At 51.0% G+C, this 21,837-nt stretch carries 16 protein-coding genes; 13 read left to right on the top strand and 3 right to left on the bottom strand.

What is annotated here, in order from left to right; genetic code table 11:
• Window positions 1–16 precede the first annotated feature (16 nt).
• Window positions 17–1,012 (bottom strand): ferredoxin--NADP reductase 2, encoded by a 996-nt coding sequence (gene yumC / locus NYE62_RS16105; protein WP_003151984.1) that lies wholly within the window; start codon window positions 1,010–1,012, stop codon window positions 17–19.
• Between the two features lie 311 nt (window positions 1,013–1,323).
• Here yumC and NYE62_RS16100 point away from each other — a divergent pair, with 311 nt between their 5' ends.
• The 4 genes from NYE62_RS16100 to NYE62_RS16085 all read left to right on the top strand — a co-directional run bounded on the left by NYE62_RS16100 (window position 1,324) and on the right by NYE62_RS16085 (window position 3,974).
• Window positions 1,324–2,544 carry an NAD(P)/FAD-dependent oxidoreductase gene (locus tag NYE62_RS16100; RefSeq protein WP_033574903.1) on the top strand — a complete coding sequence of 407 codons (1,221 nt, stop codon included), beginning with the start codon at window positions 1,324–1,326 and terminating at the stop codon, window positions 2,542–2,544.
• Window positions 2,545–2,717: 173 nt separating this feature from the next.
• Entirely contained in the window at window positions 2,718–2,843 is a 126-nt protein-coding gene (locus tag NYE62_RS16095) for a YuiA family protein (RefSeq protein WP_007408708.1), read from the top strand.
• Between the two features lie 68 nt (window positions 2,844–2,911).
• Window positions 2,912–3,232, top strand: a complete 321-nt coding sequence (locus NYE62_RS16090; RefSeq protein ID WP_003151989.1) for a YuiB family protein — start codon at window positions 2,912–2,914, stop codon at window positions 3,230–3,232.
• Between the two features lie 100 nt (window positions 3,233–3,332).
• A complete protein-coding gene (locus NYE62_RS16085) occupies window positions 3,333–3,974 on the top strand; it encodes a 3D domain-containing protein (RefSeq protein WP_015418127.1) in 642 nt (213 codons plus the stop codon).
• A gap of 29 nt (window positions 3,975–4,003) precedes the next feature.
• Here the strand turns inward: NYE62_RS16085 and NYE62_RS16080 are convergent, their stop codons facing one another.
• Window positions 4,004–4,480, bottom strand: coding sequence for a divergent PAP2 family protein (locus NYE62_RS16080; RefSeq protein ID WP_085342294.1), 477 nt, complete (start codon window positions 4,478–4,480; stop codon window positions 4,004–4,006).
• A gap of 147 nt (window positions 4,481–4,627) precedes the next feature.
• Between NYE62_RS16080 and NYE62_RS16075 the strand changes: the two genes are divergently transcribed.
• On the top strand, window positions 4,628–6,118 hold the full coding sequence (locus NYE62_RS16075; RefSeq protein ID WP_040238937.1) for a leucyl aminopeptidase: 1,491 nt from the start codon (window positions 4,628–4,630) through the stop codon (window positions 6,116–6,118).
• Between the two features lie 132 nt (window positions 6,119–6,250).
• Window positions 6,251–7,579, top strand: a complete 1,329-nt coding sequence (locus NYE62_RS16070; protein ID WP_144664251.1) for a Na+/H+ antiporter NhaC family protein — start codon at window positions 6,251–6,253, stop codon at window positions 7,577–7,579.
• Window positions 7,580–7,625: 46 nt separating this feature from the next.
• Here the strand turns inward: NYE62_RS16070 and NYE62_RS16065 are convergent, their stop codons facing one another.
• Complete coding sequence (locus tag NYE62_RS16065) at window positions 7,626–8,219, bottom strand: biotin transporter BioY (RefSeq protein ID WP_007408702.1); 594 nt, start codon at window positions 8,217–8,219, stop codon at window positions 7,626–7,628.
• 99 nt (window positions 8,220–8,318) lie between these two features.
• Here NYE62_RS16065 and NYE62_RS16060 point away from each other — a divergent pair, with 99 nt between their 5' ends.
• The 7 genes from NYE62_RS16060 (at window position 8,319) to NYE62_RS16030 (ending at window position 21,831) form a co-directional block, all read left to right on the top strand.
• Window positions 8,319–8,915: a sulfite oxidase-like oxidoreductase gene (locus NYE62_RS16060; protein WP_251257637.1), complete on the top strand. Its 597-nt coding sequence runs from the start codon at window positions 8,319–8,321 to the stop codon at window positions 8,913–8,915.
• 175 nt (window positions 8,916–9,090) lie between these two features.
• Window positions 9,091–9,960, top strand: a complete 870-nt coding sequence (locus tag NYE62_RS16055) for an alpha/beta hydrolase (RefSeq protein ID WP_342497058.1) — start codon at window positions 9,091–9,093, stop codon at window positions 9,958–9,960.
• Window positions 9,961–10,095: 135 nt separating this feature from the next.
• Window positions 10,096–10,881 (top strand): 2,3-dihydro-2,3-dihydroxybenzoate dehydrogenase, encoded by a 786-nt coding sequence (locus NYE62_RS16050; protein ID WP_040238941.1) that lies wholly within the window; start codon window positions 10,096–10,098, stop codon window positions 10,879–10,881.
• 23 nt (window positions 10,882–10,904) lie between these two features.
• Window positions 10,905–12,101, top strand: a complete 1,197-nt coding sequence (gene dhbC / locus NYE62_RS16045; protein ID WP_033574907.1) for an isochorismate synthase DhbC — start codon at window positions 10,905–10,907, stop codon at window positions 12,099–12,101.
• 18 nt (window positions 12,102–12,119) lie between these two features.
• Window positions 12,120–13,745, top strand: a complete 1,626-nt coding sequence (locus tag NYE62_RS16040; RefSeq protein ID WP_007408697.1) for a (2,3-dihydroxybenzoyl)adenylate synthase — start codon at window positions 12,120–12,122, stop codon at window positions 13,743–13,745.
• Between the two features lie 17 nt (window positions 13,746–13,762).
• On the top strand, window positions 13,763–14,689 hold the full coding sequence (locus tag NYE62_RS16035; RefSeq protein ID WP_342497057.1) for an isochorismatase: 927 nt from the start codon (window positions 13,763–13,765) through the stop codon (window positions 14,687–14,689).
• Between the two features lie 14 nt (window positions 14,690–14,703).
• Window positions 14,704–21,831: an amino acid adenylation domain-containing protein gene (locus tag NYE62_RS16030; RefSeq protein WP_342497056.1), complete on the top strand. Its 7,128-nt coding sequence runs from the start codon at window positions 14,704–14,706 to the stop codon at window positions 21,829–21,831.
• The last annotated feature ends 6 nt before the right edge of the window (window positions 21,832–21,837 follow it).

Below are 21,837 nucleotides of genomic sequence, written 5' to 3'. Positions count from 1 at the left end.
CAGACTCTTTTTTATATTATTTTTCAAACATGCTTGTAGAATGCAGAGGCTGGACGCGCGCTTTCGGGTCCATGTAAGCCTTCGCGTTGTTCACGGCTGTCGGAGCTTCGCCGAAACCGCTGGCGATCAGCTTGACTTTGCCTTCATATGTGCAGATATCTCCGGCGGCAAAGAAGCCTTCAATATTCGTTTCCATCGTGCTTTTAACGACGATGGAATTTTTCTCGATGTCAAGTCCCCAGTTTTTAATCGGGCCGAGAGAAGAAACAAAGCCGTAGTTTACGATCAGGTCATCAATTTCGATGATTTCTTTACGGTCGCCTTTCACTTCTTCGAGAACGAGCTGTTCGATCCGGTCTTCACCGACAAGTTCAGCGGGAACAAACGGTGTCAGCACGTTGACTTTAGAATTATGCAGGTTTTCGACACTGTGCTCATGCGCGCGGAATTTATCACGGCGGTGGATGATGCTGACTTCTTTCGCGATCGGCTCAAGCATGAGCGCCCAGTCAACCGCGGAATCGCCGCCGCCCAGAACGGCAACGCGTCTGCCTGCGAATTGATTGAGGTCGTCAATGAAGTAGTGCAGGTTTTTGCCCTCATATTGTTCCGCTGATTCCAGTTCAAGCTTTCTCGGCTTAAATGCGCCGTTTCCCGCGGTGATAATAACCGTTTTTGAATAATGCGTTTCTGAATTCGTGACAAGCTTAAACACACCGTCCGCCTGTTTTTCAACAGATTCAACGGCCTGCTCTAAGCAGATGGTCTGATCGAACTTTGCCATTTGCTCTTTTAAGTTGTTCACAAGTTCCTGGGCGCGGATTTTCGGGAATCCGGCTACGTCATAAATATATTTTTCAGGGTACAGCGCGCTGAGCTGGCCGCCAAGCTGAGGCAGGCTCTCGATGATTTTGACGCTCGCCTGTCTCATTCCCCCGTAAAAAGCGGTAAACAGGCCGACCGGGCCGCCGCCGATGACCGTAATATCATAAACCTTTGAATCCTCTTGCATACCAAATTGCCTCCTAATTGAAAATTGTTATTAATTATAACATACAATTTAAAAGGATGACGAGTGCCGAAAACCGCCCGGCCGCTTCATTCTTGAAAAAAGTTGCGGCCGCCGCTAATATGGGGACAAATTCCAATCTGTTTTTTCCTGAATGTTTTCTGATTCTTCCGGATAGTATGGTGATATGCAGACATGTGCGGTTTTCTAAAAAATTTTATATTTCATTTCATAAAATCCTGCCAATAAGCTGAAGCTAATACAAATGTTGATTTGATTATGCGTCTAACAGCAAAAAAAAGAAGGTGGATGTGATGGCATTGAATAAACCCAAAATCGTGGTTTTAGGTGCAGGTTATGGTGGATTAATGACAGTAACAAGGCTTCCGAAGCATATCGGGGCAAATGACGCTGACATTACTTTGGTCAATAAACACAATTATCATTATGAAACGACATGGATGCATGAAGCGAGCGCAGGAACGCTGCATCATGACCGCTGCAGATATCAAATAAAAGATGTAATCAATGAATCACGGGTCAAATTTGTGCAGGATACCGTAAAAGCGATAGATGTGCAAAATAAAAAGGTGACGCTTTCACAAGGGGACATCCCTTATGATTATCTTGTCATCGGGCTTGGCGCCGTCCCTGAAACATTCGGGATTAAAGGCTTAAAAGAATTCGCTTTTCCGATCGCGAATATTAATACGTCGCGCCAGCTGAAAGACCATATTGAGCTCCAATTTGCGACATACAATACGGAGGCCGAAAAACGCCCTGACCGCTTAACCATCGTTGTCGGCGGAGCGGGCTTTACGGGAATTGAATTTCTCGGTGAACTTGCGAACCGCAAGCCGGAGTTATGCAGATATTATGATATAGATGAAAGTCTCGTCCGGATCGTCTGTGTCGAGGCCGCCCCGACGGTTTTGCCGGGATTTGATCCGGAGCTTGTCGAATACGCCGTTCAATACCTTGAGAGCAAAGGCGTTGAATTTAAAATCGGCACCGCGGTTCAAGAATGCCGCGCAGACGGTGTCACAGTCGGCAAGAAAGATGAAGAGCCGGAAGAAATCAAATCGCAGACCGTTGTCTGGGCCGCGGGCGTGCGCGGACATCCGATCGTGGAGGAAGCGGGTTTTGAAAATATGCGCGGCCGTGTCAAGGTCAACCCTGATCTTCGGGCGCCGGGTCATGATGATGTTTTTATTCTCGGCGACAGCTCGCTCTTTATCAATGAAGAGACGGAACGGCCGTACCCGCCGACTGCTCAGATCGCGATGCAGCAAGGAGAAACGGTCGCCAAAAATCTGGGCGGTTTGATTAAAGGAGGCCAGCTTGAAGAGTTCAAGCCTGACATTAAAGGAACCGTTGCCTCCCTCGGTGAGCATAACGCCGTCGGAGTCGTATACGGCAGGAAGCTCAAAGGCACGCCGGCATCCTTTATGAAAAAGGTCATTGACAACCGCTCGCTCTTTATGATCGGCGGGCTGGGCCTGACGCTGAAAAAAGGGAAGTTTAAATTCTTCTGAAAACCCGCGGCCGCGGGTTTTCTCTTCTTTTAAAAAAGAGCGCTATCAAAAGAATGTAAAAGAAAAAAATGAATGTTTTCGCTTACATGAGTTATTTTGTTACATATTCTGACTTGGTGCTTGACAAGTAAATATGATATATTATCAGAAAATTAAGAAAAAGGGTGATCCGCATGAAAACGACAGCAAAAAGCACGGCGGCGTGTCCGTTCTGCTCAGGTAAAGGGTATTTTCAATTGCTTCTTGGCGGCTCCGAAACATGTCCCTCCTGCCAGGGAAGCGGCAAAGAGAGACGCTGATTTTTCCAGACGTTGACTTTTTTACCGCCCCCGAGGTACACTGAAAGTGCTGTAGGGGGTGGATGTTTGTGATTAGTTTGCCGGTTGTCCTGATCTCAATTGTACTATTTTTTGTACTGTTTTTCGGCATAGGCTTTCTGTTGAACATGCTGCTTAGAATGTCGTGGATTATGGCTGTTGTTTATCCGATTGTATGCCTTTTCATTATCAGCAATAAAAAGATGATCAGTTACGTGCAGGCGCCGGGGGAATCCTTTCAAAGCCTGTTTCAGCGCATCATGTCATTAGCGGTTGCGGATGTCGTGATTTTGGCGGGCGGACTGGCGGGAGCCATCATGTCAGGCATTGCCATAAAGGCGCTCAGAAAAAGAGGATATCAAATGTTTTAAGCCGCTTTCTTATTCGAGAAAGCTTTTTTTGTGCCGCGGCGCTTTTTGTATAGCACCTCACCGAGTTGGGAACAATGACTCGGAGGAGAGTGATTTCAGATTGACGATAATCAGACGCGTATTCATGATCGTGCTCTTTTTGGGCGCATGCCATGCGACATACTTTTCCATAACCGGTGTTGAAGCAAAGGATCTGACAAATTGGATGACGGAACATCGCGGCGCCGTTTTGAAAAACATCGGCACTCCGTTTCAATCCTTACAGAATCAGCCGGAAAAGAAGGCATCAGGCAGGATAAAACCGCTGGAAGAAGCTTTTGACTGGGAACGCTATCCGTCACAAAAGGTGACGGCCACCGGTTATACCGCCGGAGCGGAATCTACCGGAAAATCTCCGGGTCATCCGCAGTACGGAATTACATATTCAGGCGTGAAGGTCAAACGCGATTTATATTCAACTGTTGCGGCCGATCCGTCTGTTTTCCCGATCGGGACGATTCTGTTTATACCGAATTACGGATACGGGGTTGTCGCCGATACCGGCTCAAAAATTAAAGGCAGCCGCCTTGACCTCTACTTTGACACCGTCAAGGACGTCTATAACAATTGGGGCAAAAAAACACTTGAGGTCTACATGATTAAAAAAGGGAACGGCACAGTGACCGAGGACGAACTTGTAAAGCTGAACGAAACCAAGTCGATGCAAGTGTTCAGAAATCAATACAAAACGGTAAAAGAATAAAAACGCTTCAGCATCCGCTGAAGCGTTTTTTACATAAAGAAATAATCTAAAATCAATGTCAGCACAATACCGGTGACGCCGCCGAAGAACACTTCAATCGGCTGATGGCCGAGCAGTTCTTTCAGTTTCTTCTGTTTTTCCTTCTCTTCCGCTTTCTGAAAGTCCTTCGCTTCGCTGACAAACCGATTAAAGTCGATGACCAGTTTATTAATGACCGTCGCCTGTTCACCCGCATGCCGCCTGACACCTGTAGCGTCGAACATCGTAATGACGGCGAAAATCGCGGCGACTGCAAACAGGGGCGAGTCCAGTCCCTGTTCCAAAGCGACTCCGGTTGACAGCGCGGTGACGGCGGCGGAATGGGAGCTCGGCATGCCGCCGGTGCTCGTCACAAGAGACCATTCAAGTTTTTTGGATACGATAAATTGAATAGGCACTTTTACAACTTGGGCAAAAATAATGGCGGCAAAACTCGCCAGTAAAGGAAAATTCATAAGTACATCCATATGCAACATCCTTTCTGTATCTGCTGATTCCGATCGTATCGAAAAACTGCAGAAAACGCCCTTAGTTTGGTAAAATAAAATCAATGAAAAATGTTTTTTCATTATACCACTTTACATAACAAATACCCACATAAGGAGTGTGTACTCATGTTTTATGCATCTGATCAACTGCGGCATCCCGAAACACTGGTCATCGGTCTTTTTCAAAAAAGCACGCTGAACGGATTTACGAAGGAATTGGATGATAAATTGGACGGTCATCTGACCCAGCTGTTAAAGGATGGTGATGTGTCCGCCAAACGCAATCGTGTATCAAAAGTATACCCTCCGGCTGCGACCGGTATGAAACGTATTTATTTTATCGGCCTGGGAAGAGAAGCGGATTATTCGTTTGAAGATACGAAAGAATGCTTTGCACGAGTATTTCAGCAGGTTCATCAAGATAAAAAACAGGAAGTATCCGTTTTGCTCGATACATTCGTCTCCGGGGAAGTGCCTGCCGCCGATGCCGCTCATGCGCTTTCAGAAAGCTGTCTGCTTGCGGTTTACGAAGTGCAGGATTATAAACATAAATCAAATGAGCCGGATCAGGAACTGAAATCAGTCTGCGCCGTGACCGAAGAAGACCTGAGGGAAGTGCAGGCCGGCCTGAACGTCGGCGCGGCATACGGCCAAGGGACGAATTCAGCCCGCACGCTTGTGAATATGCCGGGTAATATGCTGACGGCCACTGATTTGGCGTCATATGCCGCTGAGCTGGCGGCAAAATACGATTTCGAGTGTGAAATTTTAGAAAAAGATGAAATGGAAGAGCTCGGCATGGGCGGGCTGCTTGCTGTTAACAAGGGCTCATCCGAACCGCCGAAAATGATCGTTCTGAAGTATCAGGGCAAAGATCAGTGGGAAGACGTTATCGGCCTGGTCGGTAAAGGAATTACCTTTGATACGGGCGGATATTCAATTAAGCCGAAAACCGGCATCGTCGGCATGAAAAGCGATATGGGAGGGGCCGCCTCGGTATTAGGGGCAATGGAAATTATCGGCGAACTGCGGCCTGAACAAAACGTGCTCGCTGTCATACCGTCTACGGACAACATGATTTCGTCCGATGCGATGAAGCCGGATGACGTCATCGTTTCGCTCAGCGGAAAAACCGTTGAGATCCTGAACACCGATGCGGAAGGGCGTCTCGTGCTTGCCGACGGCATCACATATGCCAAGCAGCACGGAGCCTCTGTCCTCGTAGACGTCGCAACGTTAACGGGCGGTGTCATTGTCGCCTTAGGAAACGAAATGACGGGCGCCATGACCAATCACGCCGCGTTTTATGAACAGGTGGCGGAATCGGCGAAAGAATCCGGCGAGCCGATCTGGCAGCTTCCGATTACAGAAAAGGATAAAAAACGGGTGAGAAACAGTCAGATGGCTGATTTGAACAATTCTCCGGGAAGAGAAGGCCACGCGATTATGGCGGGGGCATTCATTGGTGAATTCGCGGAAAACACGCCGTGGGTTCATCTCGATATTGCGGGAACCGCAACGGCGAATAAAGCGACATGCTTCGGCCCTGCCGGCGCAACAGGCGTCATGGCAAGGACGTTGGCTGTTTTGACTGAGCGCTTTACGCCCGAAAGATAACAGCATCCCGCTGCCTTGATGCAGCGGGTTTTTCGATTTCCAAAATCTTTAGTTGACTAAAGCGCAGAATATATGGTAACTTTAATTATCTACTACATTAGCAAACTAAAGGATTTTTGGAGGGACTCATCAATGAATGCTGTTGTTGTCGCAGTATTGCTTATGCTCGTCTTAAGCCTGCTGCGTGTCAATATTATTATAGCTTTAATGATCGGCGCGCTTGCCGGCGGGCTGACCGGCGGCTTAGGCCTAGGAGAGACGGTGAAGGCTTTTACGGACGGTCTCGGCGGAAATGCCACCGTCGCGGTCAGCTACGCGCTGCTCGGAGCATTTGCCGCGGCGCTGACAAAGACGGGGCTTCCCGATGCAATGGTGGAAGCGTCTGTCAAACTAATCGGAAAAAAGGAAGATTCGCGGAAAAAAGCACTGTCAAAAGTGTTAATCGTACTGATTATTTTAATCATATCCTGTTTCTCGCAAAACGTGGTGCCCGTTCACATTGCGTTTATTCCTGTATTGATTCCGCCGCTTTTAAAAATATTTAACGAACTTGAAATAGACCGCAGACTGATCGCGTGTGTGATGACATTCGGACTGACTGCGCCTTATATCGTTCTGCCTGTCGGATTCGGACAGATTTTCCAGGGGATGCTGAGAGATAATATGGCGTCAGCCGGTTTAAAGGTGCCGCTCAGTGATATCCCGTATGCTTTAATCATCCCGACGGCCGGGATGGCGGTCGGTTTAATTTTAGCCGTCATCGTCTTCCGGAAACCGAAGAAATATGAGACGAAGGAGATTGCCGGACTATCGTCTTCTCCTTATACGAAAAAAAGCATTGCCATCGCCTTGATCTCCATTGCCGTGTCGCTTGCCGTTCAGCTCTATCTGTCACAAGTGCTCGGAGTGGAAGGTATGATCATGGGCGCGCTTGCCGGCTTGTTTACGCTGTTTATCAGCGGAGTCATGAAGCGCAATGAAGCGGATAAGCTGATCACGGACGGCATGATTCTGATGGCCTTTATCGGGTTTGTCATGCTTGTTGCGGCCGGTTTTTCAAATGTATTGAATAAAACGGGCGATGTGGCTTCCTTGGTCAAAGCATCAACAGGCTTTATCGGCCACAGCCAATCATTAGGCGCGCTCCTGATGCTGGTGGTCGGTTTATTAATCACGATGGGAATCGGATCATCATTTGCAACCGTACCCGTCATTACGACCATATTTGTCCCGCTGTGCGCTCAGCTCGGATTCAGTCCGATGGCGACGATTGCCGTAATCGGAGCGGCCGCCGCGGTCGGCGATGCGGGTTCTCCTGCAAGTGACAGTACGCTCGGGCCGACGTCAGGCCTCAGCGCCGACGGACAGCACCACCACATTTGGGATACGTGCGTACCGACATTTCTTTTCTATAACATTCCGCTTGTGATATTCGGCTGGATTGCCGCGCTTGTCCTGTAAAAAAAGGCTCCCGGAAAGGGGAGCCTTTTTGTATGCTGAGAACATCTTACGCCGGGTTTCTGCTGAACCCCGTCGCTTTATGAATAGACCTGTAAACGGCAGGCGCGATTGATGCCAATAACAGTGCTAAAACGATATCTTTTATGAAAAACCATATCATGTAAAACCAGGCCATTCCGTAGCTGATCGGAGCATGAAGCCATAATTTCAGCGCAATATACGTATAGGTCGTGCCAATGATATAAATGACGGCGGTACCGATCAAAGAGGCCCATGCATAATGCAGGCGGCCGGGTTTTTTTGTTTTTTCCAGCAGCCATCCGGCTGCAAATGCCGCCGGGATATAAGCGAGAATAAATCCGCCGCTCTTTCCGATAAACGGCGCAAAGCCTGCTGAGAATTGAGCGAAAACAGGCGCCCCCGCGAGTCCGGCCAATGCGTATACCGTCATTGCAATGGCTGCCCGTCTGGCGCCGAGAAGCATCGCGGCTAACAGACAAAAGAAAGGCTGCAGCGATAACGGAATTCCCGCAACTTGCAAAAAAGGAGCCATTGATGTAATGTTGGCGCCGACGGCCATCAGTGCGGCAAACATGCCGATAAGCGCCATATCGCCCGCGCGAAGGTTGCGTTGTTTCATTTGTTTTTCCCCCTTACACTTGTACCAGATTAGCGTAATCGAAGGGTGATTGATTGTCAACAAAGATTTAATATAGGTTTACTAAATGGAGGGAGCCATATGTTTTTCGGGAAAACGAAACAAACAAAACAGTCGGAACGGATTCCGCCAAACCAAAATGTCACAACGAAGTTTCCCGTGCTTCACGCCGGAAATGTTCCTTATTATGAAGATATGTCAAAATGGAATCTGCAAGTGTACGGACTTGTTGACCGTCCTATGCTGTTAAGCTTTGAAGATATCAAATCCTTTCCTGAAGCCGAAGTGAAAAATGATATTCATTGCGTCACGGGCTGGTCCCGTCTTGATAATATCTGGCAGGGAATACGCGCCAAAGACATCGCTGAGAAAGCGGGCGTGCACAAAGAAGCGGGATTCGTCATTCTGCACGCTGAAGAGGGCTGGACGGCCAACCTGCCGCTTTCTGATTTTGCGCGGGAAACATCCCTGCTGGCATATGCGCATAACGGCGAGCCGTTAACGCCAGAGCACGGCTATCCGCTCAGAGGCGTTTTCCCCCATCTTTATTTTTGGAAAAGCGCAAAATGGCTGCGCGGCATTCAGTTCACAAAGGAAAACCACCCCGGCTTTTGGGAGAAAAACGGCTACCATATAAGGGGAGATCCATGGAAGAATGAGCGCTTTACATGGGATTAAGCCCCTATCACTATATAGTTCTTAGGTACCTTATTGAAATAAGGTGCTTTTTTTATATCAAAAATCCATTGACTTTGTTTGGCAAAAAACCTATTATTTGAGGTGTCTTTTGATATTGAAAATCATTATCAATAAGCATAGATAAAGCAATTGCCGCAAAGGGGATGAACACATAATGGACGGAAAACAAATAAAGCGGGGTTTCGCGCCGGACGGCCGATACGCGGTTCCGGGCACAGAAGTAAGAGAAATGCGCTCAAAAGGAGGCCGTATGTATCGTATCTTTGTCTCTTTTCCTCAGGAAGAACCGCCTGCATCCGGCTTCCCCGTCATATACCTGCTCGATGCGAATTCCGTATTCGGCACAATGGCCGAAGCTTTGCGGGTGCAAAGCCGACGGCCTGAAAAAACAGGCGTTGTTCCGGCGGTGATTGTCGGAATCGGCTACCCGACAGATCAGCCGTTTTCCGCCGAACGTCACAGTGATTTTACGATGCCGCTTTCTGAATCAGAACTGCCGGTGCATCCGCGCGGCGCGGCATGGCCCGAACAGGGAGGGGCGGAAGCGTTTCTGAGTTTTATAGAAGAAGAAGTAAAGCCCGCGATGGAGCGGGATTATCCGATCGACAGAGGCAGGCAGACGATTTTCGGCCATTCGCTGGGCGGTCTTTTTGTGCTGCAAGTGCTTTTGATGAGGCCGGACATGTTCCAGACCTATGTTGCCGGGAGTCCGTCAATTCACTGGAACAAGCGTTTTATTCAGGAAAAAGCGGAACGTTTGTCAGACCGGCTCTCTGCGGAAAATCTTCAAGTCAGCGTATTGCTGGCTGCGGGAGAAATTGAAAAAACACATAAAAGCAGAATCCCGCAGCACGCAGAGGCGCTGTACTCTTTATTATCCGGATTTGAAGATGATGGAGTCCGTGCTGAATACAGCGAGTTTGAAGGAGAGGGCCATATTTCTGTCCTGCCCGTTTTAATCAGCAGGGCCCTGCGTTTCTGCCTGAATCCGGGAGGACCGCATACCCCGTATTCTCCCGCATGAGAAAAAACAGGCCCTTCGAACTAAATGCGGCTGATTCTAATTTTCTAATTGACTGCGTGTTTTGATTTGGATATGATTGTCTTGAATCATAGTTGATAATGATAATCATTATCAATATAGAAAGGGAATGATAATATGGACGCATTGGGAATGAAAGGGAAAACGGCCGTTGTCACCGGCGCCGCTCAAGGCATCGGAGAAGCAACAGCGCTTGCCCTTGCTGAACAAGGCGTAAATGTGGCAGCTATAGATACAAATGAAGACCTGCTTCTCGGGCTTACTGACAGACTTCGGAAAAAAGGCGTGCAGGCGCAGGGGTTTGCCGCAGATGTATCTGACAGTGCGGCTGTCAATGATATCATCGCCGCCGTTGAACGCGACATGGGACCTATTGAAATATTGGCGAACGTTGCGGGCGTGCTGCGGCCGGGTCCGGTGCAATCCCTCAGTGATGAAGATTGGGATCAAACATTTTCTGTTAATACGACCGGCGTATTTCATGTGTCACGGGCTGTAAGCCGATACATGATTGAGCGTCAAAAAGGCGCCATCGTTACGGTCGGTTCGAATGCAGCCGGCGTTCCGCGTGCTTCCATGGCGGCTTATGCGGCGTCAAAAGCGGCTGCCGTCATGTTTACGAAATGCCTCGGACTGGAGCTTGCGGCCCATCATATCCGCTGCAACATCGTATCTCCGGGTTCAACGGAAACCGACATGCAGCGGGCGCTGTGGCAGGACGAGAACGGAGCCTGGGACGTCATCAGAGGTTCGCTTGATACATATAAAACGGGAATTCCGCTTCAAAAGCTGGCGAAGCCTTCTGATATTGCAAATGCCGTTTTGTTTCTGGCTTCTGAACAGGCAAACCATATTACGATGCATGATTTATGCGTTGATGGCGGCGCTACTTTAGGCGTTTGATGTAACGAGAAGGAGGGACAAACATGACAAATCAACATTTATTGGCGGAAGTGTCTGCAAAAGAGGTGCTGGATGCTTACAAGCCCGGGGCGTTCTTTTTAGCTTCCCCGAAAAGTACGATGCTTGCGGAAGGAATGTTTGCGGAAGTGCCTGATACAGACGCGGAAAATCAGCTGGATTCACTGCCTGAACGCGTGAGACAGACGCTTCTTGAGGCAAAGCAAGCCGGCATCAAACATCCGATTGCGGCCGGCGCCATTCCTTTTGACGGCAGAAAAGCTTCCCGGCTTTTTGTACCGAAGAATGTTCATACGGCAGGCCCGCTTTCGTTTGCGGAATCTTCCGCAGAAAAGCCGCAATCCAATACATATGACATCCGTCCCGTTCCGGAGCCTGAGGGCTTTATGAGCGGTGTGGAACAAGGCGTATTCAACATTACGGACGGTCCGCTCAGCAAAATCGTGCTGTCAAGGACGCTTCATCTGACCGCTGAAAAGAATATCGACATTCCACAGGCCGTCAAGCATTTGGCGCAGCACAACCCGCGCGGCTATACATTCGCTGCGGATGTGACGGGAACGTCAGAAACAAGAAAAACGCTTTTCGGCGCAAGTCCTGAACTGCTGCTGTCCAAAAACGGAACATCGATTCTGTCCAATCCGCTGGCAGGTTCCAGACCTCGCAGCACAGATCCCGCCGAGGATCAGAGAAGAGCGGAAGAACTGCTGCAATCAGCAAAAGATCTGCATGAACATGCCGTAGTCGTGGCCGCCGTGGCCGCCGCCCTTAAACCGTTCTGCCGTGTGCTTGATGTGCCGGAAAAACCGTCACTCATTAAAACTGAGGCGATGTGGCACCTGTCCACCGAGGTAAAGGGAGAGCTGCGTGATCCGTCAACGACATCACTTGAGCTGGCCATCGCCCTGCATCCGACACCCGCGGTATGCGGAACGCCGACGGATGCGGCGAGAGAAGCGATTCAGGATATTGAGCCGTTTGACCGCAATTTCTACACGGGAATGGCGGGCTGGTGTGATGCTGAGGGTGACGGAGAATGGATTATCGCACTCCGCTGCGCCGAAGCGGAAACAAGGTCTCTCCGGCTCTTTGCGGGTGCCGGGATTGTCGCCGGATCAAAGCCGCAGGATGAATTGGACGAGACCTCGGCCAAATTCCGCACCATGCTCCGGGCGATGGGGCTTTACCAAGATGAGTTGTAAAAAAGGAGGGAACGGATCGTGCTGACTGGATTTACGCCATGGCCGGAAGAATGGGCTGACAAATACCGAAAAGACGGCTGCTGGAAGGGTGAGACGTTCGGAGGAATGCTGAAAGAGCGCGCGGCTTTATACGGAAATCAAACTGCCGTGACGTGTAAAGATGTACATTGGACCTACAAAGAATTAGATGAAAGGGCAGATCGTTTAGCGGCGGGGCTGCATAAGCTCGGAATTCAAAAGGAAGACCGCGTTGTCGTTCAGCTGCCGAATATCGCTGAGTTTTTTGAAGTGATTTTCGCGCTGTTCCGGCTGGGAGCGCTGCCCGTTTTCGCGCTGCCTTCTCATAGAAGCAGTGAGATTACGTATTTCTGCGAGTTTGCAGAGGCGAAAGCATACATCATTCCTGATATGCATTCAGGTTTTGATTACAGGGCGCTTGCCAGACAGGTGAAAGACAAACTTCCGGATTTGGCGCATGTCATTGTGGCCGGCGAAGCTGAAGAGTTTCAAGAACTGAGCAGCCTGCATAGAGAGCCTGTTCAGCTGGAAGAGGTAAGCCCGGCGGAAGTCGCCTTTTTACAGCTTTCAGGAGGCAGTACGGGGCTGTCCAAGCTGATTCCGCGAACACACGACGATTACATATACAGTTTGCGCATCAGCGCGGAAATATGCGGCTTGGATCAACACAGCGTTTATTTGGCTGCTCTGCCGACAGCGCATAATTATCCGCTCAGCTCGCCAGGTGTGCTGGGAACTTTATATGCCGGAGGCCGGGTTGTTCTGTCACCGACGCCGAGCCCGGATGACTGCTTCCCGTTAATTGAGAAAGAACGTGTCACGATTACAGCGCTCGTCCCGCCGCTTGCGATGGTGTGGATGGACGCATCCGGTTCGCGAAGTGATGATTTATCAAGCCTTCAAGTGCTGCAGGTGGGAGGCGCCAAATTCAGCGCTGAGGCGGCCCGCCGCGTAAAGAGCGCTTTCGGATGCACCCTTCAGCAGGTTTTCGGAATGGCGGAAGGATTGGTGAATTATACGAGACTGGATGATCCTGAAGAGATCATTGTCAATACGCAAGGCAGACCGATGTCACCTTTTGATGAGGTAAGGGTTTTAGACGATGACGGGCGGGATGTCGCCCCCGGTGAAGCGGGACATTTGTTTACACGCGGCCCTTACACGATTCGCGGATATTATAAAGCGCCTGAACATAATGAAAGATCATTCACAGCCGACGGATTTTATCAGACCGGCGATATCGTCAAACTGACGGCGGACGGCTATATCATCGTCGAAGGGCGTGCGAAAGATCAAATCAATCGGGGCGGTGAAAAAATAGCCGCTGAGGAGGTGGAAAATCACCTTCTTGCGCATCCTGCCGTTCATGACGCGGCCATGGTTTCAATGCCGGACGATTTTCTCGGGGAGCGATCCTGTGTGTTCGTCATCCCGAAAGGAGAAGCGCCGAAACCGGGAGAGCTGAAAGCATTTTTGCGTGAGCGCGGACTGGCGGCATATAAAATCCCCGACCGGATTGAATTTATCGCTTCTTTCCCGAAAACCGGCGTCGGCAAGGTCAGTAAAAAGGATCTTCGCGAAACGATCGCCCAAAAAGTAAAGCCGGCTGAAATCAAACAATCTTAAAAAAGGAAGTGTTTACATTGGCTATACCGTCTATTCCCGCATATGCGCTGCCGACAGCGTCAGATATGCCTGAAAATAAAGTATCGTGGACGCTGAATCCGAAACGCGCGGTGCTTCTGATCCATGACATGCAGAATTATTTCGTCGATGCTTTTGCGAAAGGTGAAGCTCCGATCACAGAGGCGTCTCAGAATATCAAAAAAATAAAAGAGCAATGCAAAGCACTTGGCATTCCGGTGGTGTATACCGCACAGCCGGGCAGCCAAGACCCGGCGGACCGTGCGCTGCTGACGGATTTTTGGGGGCCGGGGCTAAAAAGCGGGCCTTATGAAGAAAAGGTCATTCCGGAGCTTGCCCCGGATGATCAGGACATTGTCCTCACAAAGTGGAGATACAGCGCGTTTAAACGGACGAATCTCCTTGAGATCATGCGTGAAAGCGGCAGAGACCAGCTCATGATTACGGGAATTTATGCACACATCGGCTGTCTCGTCACAGCCTGTGAAGCATTTATGGATGATATCCAAAGCTTCTTTATCGGAGACGCCGTTGCTGATTTTTCTTCAGAAAAACATAAGATGGCCATCGAATATGCGTCTCAGCGCTGCGCTTACACAGCTTTGACAAACGAAGTGCTGGAGCTGCTGGGCGACGCGCCGGTTTCTGAAGGAGAAGAGAAGGTTTCCGCCGTATTGACAAAAGACCGGGTGCGGGAACAAATTGCGGCGATTCTTCAAGAATCACCGTCTGATATTCCGGATCATGAAGACCTGCTGGACAGAGGTCTTGACTCCGTCAGAATCATGAGCCTTGTCGAACAATGGCGCCGTGACGGAGCTGAAGTGACGTTTGTGGAACTGGCGGAGAACCCGACGCTGGAAGAGTGGTGGAGACTTCTTTCTTCCCGATCTCAAAAAGTCTTGCCGAACGCAGATTATTTATAAAGGGAGAGAATAGAATGCATGATACACAACAGCTGCCTCTGACAGGCGCACAGGCCGGTATCTGGTTTGCGCAGCAGCTTGATCCTGATAATCCGATTTACAATACAGGCGAGTACGTTGAGATAAACGGCGCGATCGATGTGAACATATTTAAAACCGCTCTCGAACGCGTGCTGACGGAAGCCGCGTCATTACACGCCCGCTTCGAGGAGGGAGCAGACGGGCCGAAGCAGATCATCAATCCTCCATTTGAGGCTGCGATCGATGTCATAGATGTGAGTTCAGAAGCTGATCCGAAGCAGGCCGCACTCAGACTCATGCAGACAGATTTGGCTGAGCCCGTTGATATGGCGGCCGGGCCTTTGTTCCGCGACATTTTATTTCAGGCGGGACCGGAACGCTTTTTCTGGTATCAGCGCATTCACCACATTGCGATAGACGGCTACGGTTTTTCACTGCTGGCACGGCGTACGGCGCAAATGTACACCGCAATACGGGAAGGACGTCCGGATAACGGGCGCTCCTTCGGTTCTTTGGAGGATCTGGTAAAAGAAGATCAAGAGTACCGCGCGTCTGATCAATTCCTGAAAGATCGGGAATTTTGGATGGAGAAATTTGCGGATGAACCTGATGTCGTCAGTTTGGCAGAAAGAGCGCCGCGAACGTCAACACGTTTTCGGAGAAGCACGGCTTATCTTTCTGAAACGGCTTTACAGCATGTAAAAGCGATTCCGAACTGGCATGAAGCCGTCACGGCCGCAGCGGCGGTATATGTCCATCGGATGACAAACGCAGGGGATATCGTGCTCGGTTTACCGATGATGGGGCGGATCGGCTCAATTTCACTGAATATTCCGAGTATGGTCATGAATCTGCTGCCTTTGCGGCTTTCGCTCCGCCCGGATATGAATTTTCATGAGGCCGTCAGCCAAGTGGCAAAAGAAATCCGAAACATCCGGCGCCATCAGAAATACCGCCATGAAGACATGCGCCGCGACCTTAAATTGCTCGGAGAAAATCGCAGGCTGTTCGGCCCGCAAGTCAATGTGATGCCGTTTGACTACGCGCTTGATTTCGCCGGAGCGCCAGGGACCGTCCATAATTTATCAGCAGGGCCTGTTGATGATTTGTCAATTAACGTTTACGACAGAGCGGACGGAAGCGGAATGCGTGTGGACTTTGATGCGAATCCGGAAGTGTACAGCGCCGAAGATATTGAAAACCATCAAAAACGATTCCTGCTTCTGTTGGAATCAGCTGTGAAAGACCAGACACAAAAAATCGGCACACTCAACCTTCTGCTTGAAAGTGAACGTCTCCGCGTACTGGATAGCTGGAATGACACGTGCAAGGCCGAGAAGCAGAAAAGTCTGCCGGAGCTGTTTTACGAACAGACCGTAAAAACACCGGACCGGCCGGCAATCATCACCGAAAACGAAGAGCTCAGCTATGCCGAATTGAACAAGCGCGCGAACCAGCTTGCCGGCATGCTAAAGGAAAAGGGGCTCGGACCGGAACAATTTGCCGCTTTGCTGCTTCCGCGGTCACAGGAGTTGGCCGTGAGCATGCTGGCCGTTTTGAAAACGGGAGCCGCATACCTGCCGCTTGATCCTGATTTTCCTTCTGAGCGGATCACATACATGCTCAAAGATGCACAGCCTGCATGCCTGATTACAACGATGGAATTATCCGGCCGCATGCCGGAAGACAGTGATGCAAAAAGGATCATTCTCGATGACCCGAATACGGTAAAAACCGTTGCCGCTCAAAATGCTGACTGTCCCGCTCAGGCGGAATGTTCGCCTTTGCACCCCGCTTATATCATTTATACATCGGGCTCAACGGGCAAACCGAAAGGCGTAGTCGTCACATTAAAAAGCGTAAGCAATTTCCTCTTATCCATGCGGGAAATGTTCCCGCTAGGCGAACAAGACCGCCTGCTTGCCGTTACGACTGCGGCGTTTGATATTTCCGGACTTGAACTCTTCCTTCCGCTCATCAGCGGGGCGGGGTGCGTCATCGCACGTAAAGAGACGATTCAGGAACCGCGGGCGCTTGCGCACATGATTCACTCATACGGTATTTCAATCATGCAGGCAACGCCGACATTGTGGCATTCATTAGTCACCAATGAACCGGATTCTCTCCGGGCGCTGCAGGTGCTTGTCGGAGGTGAGGCGCTTCCGAACGCGCTTATGCATGCTCTGCTTGAATCAAGGTGTACAGTGACGAATCTGTACGGGCCGACTGAAACAACAATCTGGTCGGCCGCACAGCCGCTTGCAAAAGGCCATACAGGGGCGCCTCCGATCGGAAAGCCGATTTGGAACACGCGGGTATATGTGCTGGACGCCGCATTGCAGCCCGTCCCGCCGGGAATCGCGGGCGAGCTTTATATCGCGGGCGAGGGGCTTGCCAGAGGTTATTATAACCGTCCTGATTTAACAGCGGAAAGATTCATTGCCGATCCGTACGGGCCCGCGGGCGCGAGGATGTACCGGACGGGAGATCTCGTGCGCTGGCGTGAGGACGGCTCGCTTGATTATATCAGCAGAGCCGATCATCAAATTAAAATCCGCGGGTTCCGGATAGAATTAGGAGAAATTGAGTCGGTGCTGTCGAAATATCCGGGTATTTCGCAGGCCGCCGTCATTGTCCGTGAAGACCAGCCCGGAGATAAGCGGCTGGCGGCTTACGCTGTCGCGGATCAGCCCCTTGATATCGGCGGACTTCGTGCATATATGGCCGAAAGCCTGCCCGATTATATGGTGCCGGGCGCGTTTGTACAGCTGAAAGAATTGCCGCTGACGCCGAATAAGAAGCTCGATCGCAGCGCTCTGCCTGCACCTGATTTTTCCGCTGTCCTGTCTGACAGAGGGCCGCGGACGCCGCAGGAAGAAATATTATGCGATCTGTTTGCCGAGGTTCTCGGTCTCGCGCGGGTCGGAATTGATGACGGGTTCTTTGAATTGGGCGGACATTCGCTCTTAGCCGGACGCCTGATGAGTCGGGTTCGGGAGACGATGGACGCAGAGCTTGGCATCGGCCGCCTGTTTGATACGCCGACCGTTGCCGGGCTCGCCGCACAGCTTGACACCGCAAAGAGTGCGCGGCCTAAGCTCAAGCCGTTTGACCGGCCGGAGCACATCCCGCTGTCATTTGCGCAGCTGCGTCTATGGTTTCTCTACTGTCTTGAAGGGCCAAGCCCGACTTATAACATTCCGGTGATTGTCCGCATGTCAGGCAAGCTTGACCAATCAGCGCTGAAACACGCCTTTTACGATGTTGTCAGCCGTCATGAAAGCCTGCGCACCGTTTTTCCGGAAAATAAGGGATCATCTCATCAGCTCATTTTATCTGCTGAAGAAGCCCGCCCTGTGTTTACAGTGACACGTGCAGACAAAAACGAGCTCCAAGACATGCTTGCCGCTGCGGCACGATATCGGTTTGATCTCGCTAAAGAGCCGGCCGTCCGAGCCGAGCTGTTTGATCTTGGTGACGGCGAGTATACGCTGATGATTCTCCTGCATCACATTGCAGGTGACGGCTGGTCCTTGAATCCGCTCATGCGTGACTTATCCATAGCCTATATCGCCCGGCAAACAGGTGAAAAAGCAGAATGGGCGCCGCTGGCGGTTCAATATGCGGATTATGCGCTTTGGCAGCAGCAGCTTTTAGGCAGCGCGTCTGATTCTGAGAGCTTAATTGCGCGCCAGCTGGATTTCTGGAAGAAAACGCTTGAAAATGTACCGGATCAGCTGGAGCTGCCGTCTGATTTTCCGCGTCCCGCTGAATCAAGCTACAGGGGCGGCGTCATTCGGGTCAACATCGGCCAAGAGCTTCATGCCCGTCTTCTCTCACTTGCCAGAAATCAGCGCGTAAGCCTGTTTATGGTGCTTCAATCAGGGCTTTCCGCGTTACTGACCCGGCTCGGTGCAGGGACCGATATTCCGATCGGCAGTCCGATAGCCGGCCGCAGTGATGACGCATTGGGAGACCTTGTGGGTATGTTCATTAATACACTCGTACTGAGAACCGATACCTCTGGCGATCCGAGCTTTTGTGAGCTCCTTGAAAGGGTCAGGGAAATGAATCTCGCAGCATATGAACATCAGGACGTGCCGTTTGAACGTCTCGTGGAAGAATTGAATCCGGTTCGTTCCCGGTCAAGACATCCGCTGTTCCAAGTGATGCTCGCATTCCAAAATACGCCTGACCCTGTACTCAGTCTTCCTGATATGGAAACAAGCCTGCAAATCAGCAGTGTCGGATCGTCCAAATTTGATTTGACGCTGGAATTGGCTGAACAGCGCCATGACGACGGCACGCCTGCCGGTATTGAAGGCCTGCTGGAGTTCAGTACGGACTTATTTAGAAAAGAAACGGCTGAAGCACTTGCCGGACGCCTGCTTCTTCTGCTCGAAGATGCCGCATCACATCCGGAAAAACCGATCGGAAGCTTAACCATTCTTTCTGATGAAGAGCGCCGGAAGCTTTTGCCGGTTAAACGGGCAAAACAGCATATTCAGCCTCGGCAGACACTGCCTGAACTGTTTGAAATACAAGCCGCCGCAAAATCGGATGAAACGGCGGCAGTTTTTGAAGAGAGCGGACTCACTTATAAAGAGCTGAATGAAAGAGCCAATCAGCTCGCGCACATGATGATTGCCCGCGGCGTCGGCCCGGAGCAGTTTGTCGCACTGGCGCTGCCGCGTTCTTTAGATATGATTGTCGGGCTGTTAGCCGTCCTGAAGACGGGGGCAGCGTATCTGCCGCTTGATCCTGATTATCCCGCGGACCGCATTGCTTTTATGTTACATGATGCCAAGCCCGTATTTATGCTTACCAACCGTGAAGGCGCAAGTAAGCTCTCTATCGAAAGCGGCATGCCGGCCTTCATCTTGGATGACCCGCAGAATAAAGAAACACTTGAGCGATATGCCGTCACGAACCCTGCGGACGCTGACCGGATTCGGCCGCTGTCACCGCTTCACCCGGCCTACGTCATTTACACGTCGGGATCAACAGGTGTGCCGAAAGGTGTCATCATTCCGCACAGCAATGTTATCCGGCTGTTTGAGTCGACGCGGCATTGGTATCACTTTCATTCTGATGATGTATGGACGATGTTTCACTCCTACGCTTTCGATTTCTCTGTCTGGGAAATGTGGGGGCCGCTGCTTCACGGCGGACGTCTCGTCGTCGTGCCGCATGACATCAGCAGATCGCCGGAAGCGTTTTTACATCTCCTCGTGAAAGAGCGGGTAACCGTGCTTAACCAAACGCCGTCAGCGTTTTACCAGCTGATGCATGCGGAAAAAGAACACAAAGAGCTGGGGCGTCAGCTCGTACTCAGATATATCATCTTCGGCGGCGAGGCGCTTGAGCTGAGCCGGCTTGAGGATTGGTACAGCCGCCACGCGGACAATCAGCCGGTACTCGTGAATATGTACGGCATTACGGAAACGACGGTGCACGTCAGTTACCTTGAATTAGACAAAAACATTGCCGAACTGAGAGCAAACAGCCTCATCGGCTGCGGCATTCCTGATCTGAACGTATATGTGCTTGATGATCGGCTGGAGCCTGTGCCCCCGGGCATCACGGGCGAAATGTATGTGGCCGGAGGAGGCGTGGCACGCGGCTACTTAGGGCGGCAAAGCCTGACCGCCGAACGCTTTGTGGCTGATCCGTACGGCCCGCCGGGAACGAGAATGTACCGGACGGGGGATTTAGCCCGTCTGCGGACGGACGGTTCTCTTGATTATATGGGCAGGGCGGACCACCAGATTAAAATCCGCGGTTTCCGGATTGAATTGGGAGAAATCGAAGCGGTTCTCGTCAAACATCCGGATGTTGAGGATGCCGCCGTAGTCGTCCGTGAAGACCGGCCGGGAGATAAACGGCTGGCCGCCTACCTTGTCCGATCTGCCGGCAGCACCTTGGACACGGGAAACATGCGCCGGTTTGCCGAAGAAAGCCTGCCGGATTACATGGTTCCGTCAGCTTTTGTCCAAATGAATGAACTGCCGCTGACACCGAATGGAAAGCTTGACCGAAAAGCGCTCCCTGTGCCTGACTTCCAAACGGAGGTCACCGGCCGGGGGCCGAGAACGCCGCAGGAAGAAATGCTGTGTGAGCTGTTCGCAGAGGTGCTTCACCTGCCGCGTGTCGGTATTGATGACAGATTCTTTGATTTAGGCGGCCATTCTTTGCTTGCGGTTCATTTAATGAGCCGTATTCGGGAAGCGATGGGAGCCGAGCTGAGTATCGGAACATTATTTGAAGCTCCTACGGTGGCAAGTCTTGCTGAAAGACTTGAGTCAGGAACGGGCGCAAGCGCGCTTGATGTTCTTCTTCCGCTCAGAACGGCAGGAGAAGAAACACCGTTGTTCTGTGTCCATCCGGCCGGCGGTCTCAGCTGGTGTTATGCCGGGCTGATGTCTTCTTTAGAGGCTGATTATCCGATATACGGCTTACAGGCGAGAGGCATCGGAAAAAAAGAATCGCTTCCGCAAAGCCTAGATGACATGGCGGCGGATTATATTGAAAAAATCCGCACCGTGCAGCCGAAAGGGCCGTACCGTCTGCTCGGCTGGTCTCTCGGAGGGAATGTCATTCAGGCCATGGCGACACAATTACAGAGCCGGGGTGAAGAGGTTTCGCTTTTGGTGATGCTTGACGCGTATCCGAATCATTTTCTGCCGATAAAAAATGCGCCTGATGACGAGGAAGCCGTCATCGCGCTGCTTGCCCTGGGAGGGTACGACCCGGACAGCCTCGGGGATCAGCCGCTTGATTTTGACACCGCGCTGACCATTCTCCGCCGTGAGGGAAGCGCATTAGCCAGCCTGGACGAGTCAGTGATGATGAATCTGAAAGACACGTACATTAATTCTGTCGGGCTGTTAGGAACATACAAGCCGAAACCGTTCCACGGAGATGTGCTGTTCTTCAGATCCACAATTATTCCGGAGTGGTTTGACCCGATTGAGCCGGATACTTGGAAACCGTATATTACGGGGGAAATCGAGCGGTATGACTTAGACTGCCGCCATAAAGATATGTGCCAGCCGGGCCCGCTTGCCGACATCGGCGCGATTCTGGCAGAGAAATTAAACGGACGGCGTACAGTCCGGTAAAGAAAG

Origin of the sequence: Bacillus sp. FSL K6-2861, assembly GCF_038630725.1 — a bacterium.
GTDB classification, from domain to species: domain Bacteria; phylum Bacillota; class Bacilli; order Bacillales; family Bacillaceae; genus Bacillus; species Bacillus velezensis.
This window is presented reverse-complemented; position numbering and strand designations above follow the sequence as displayed.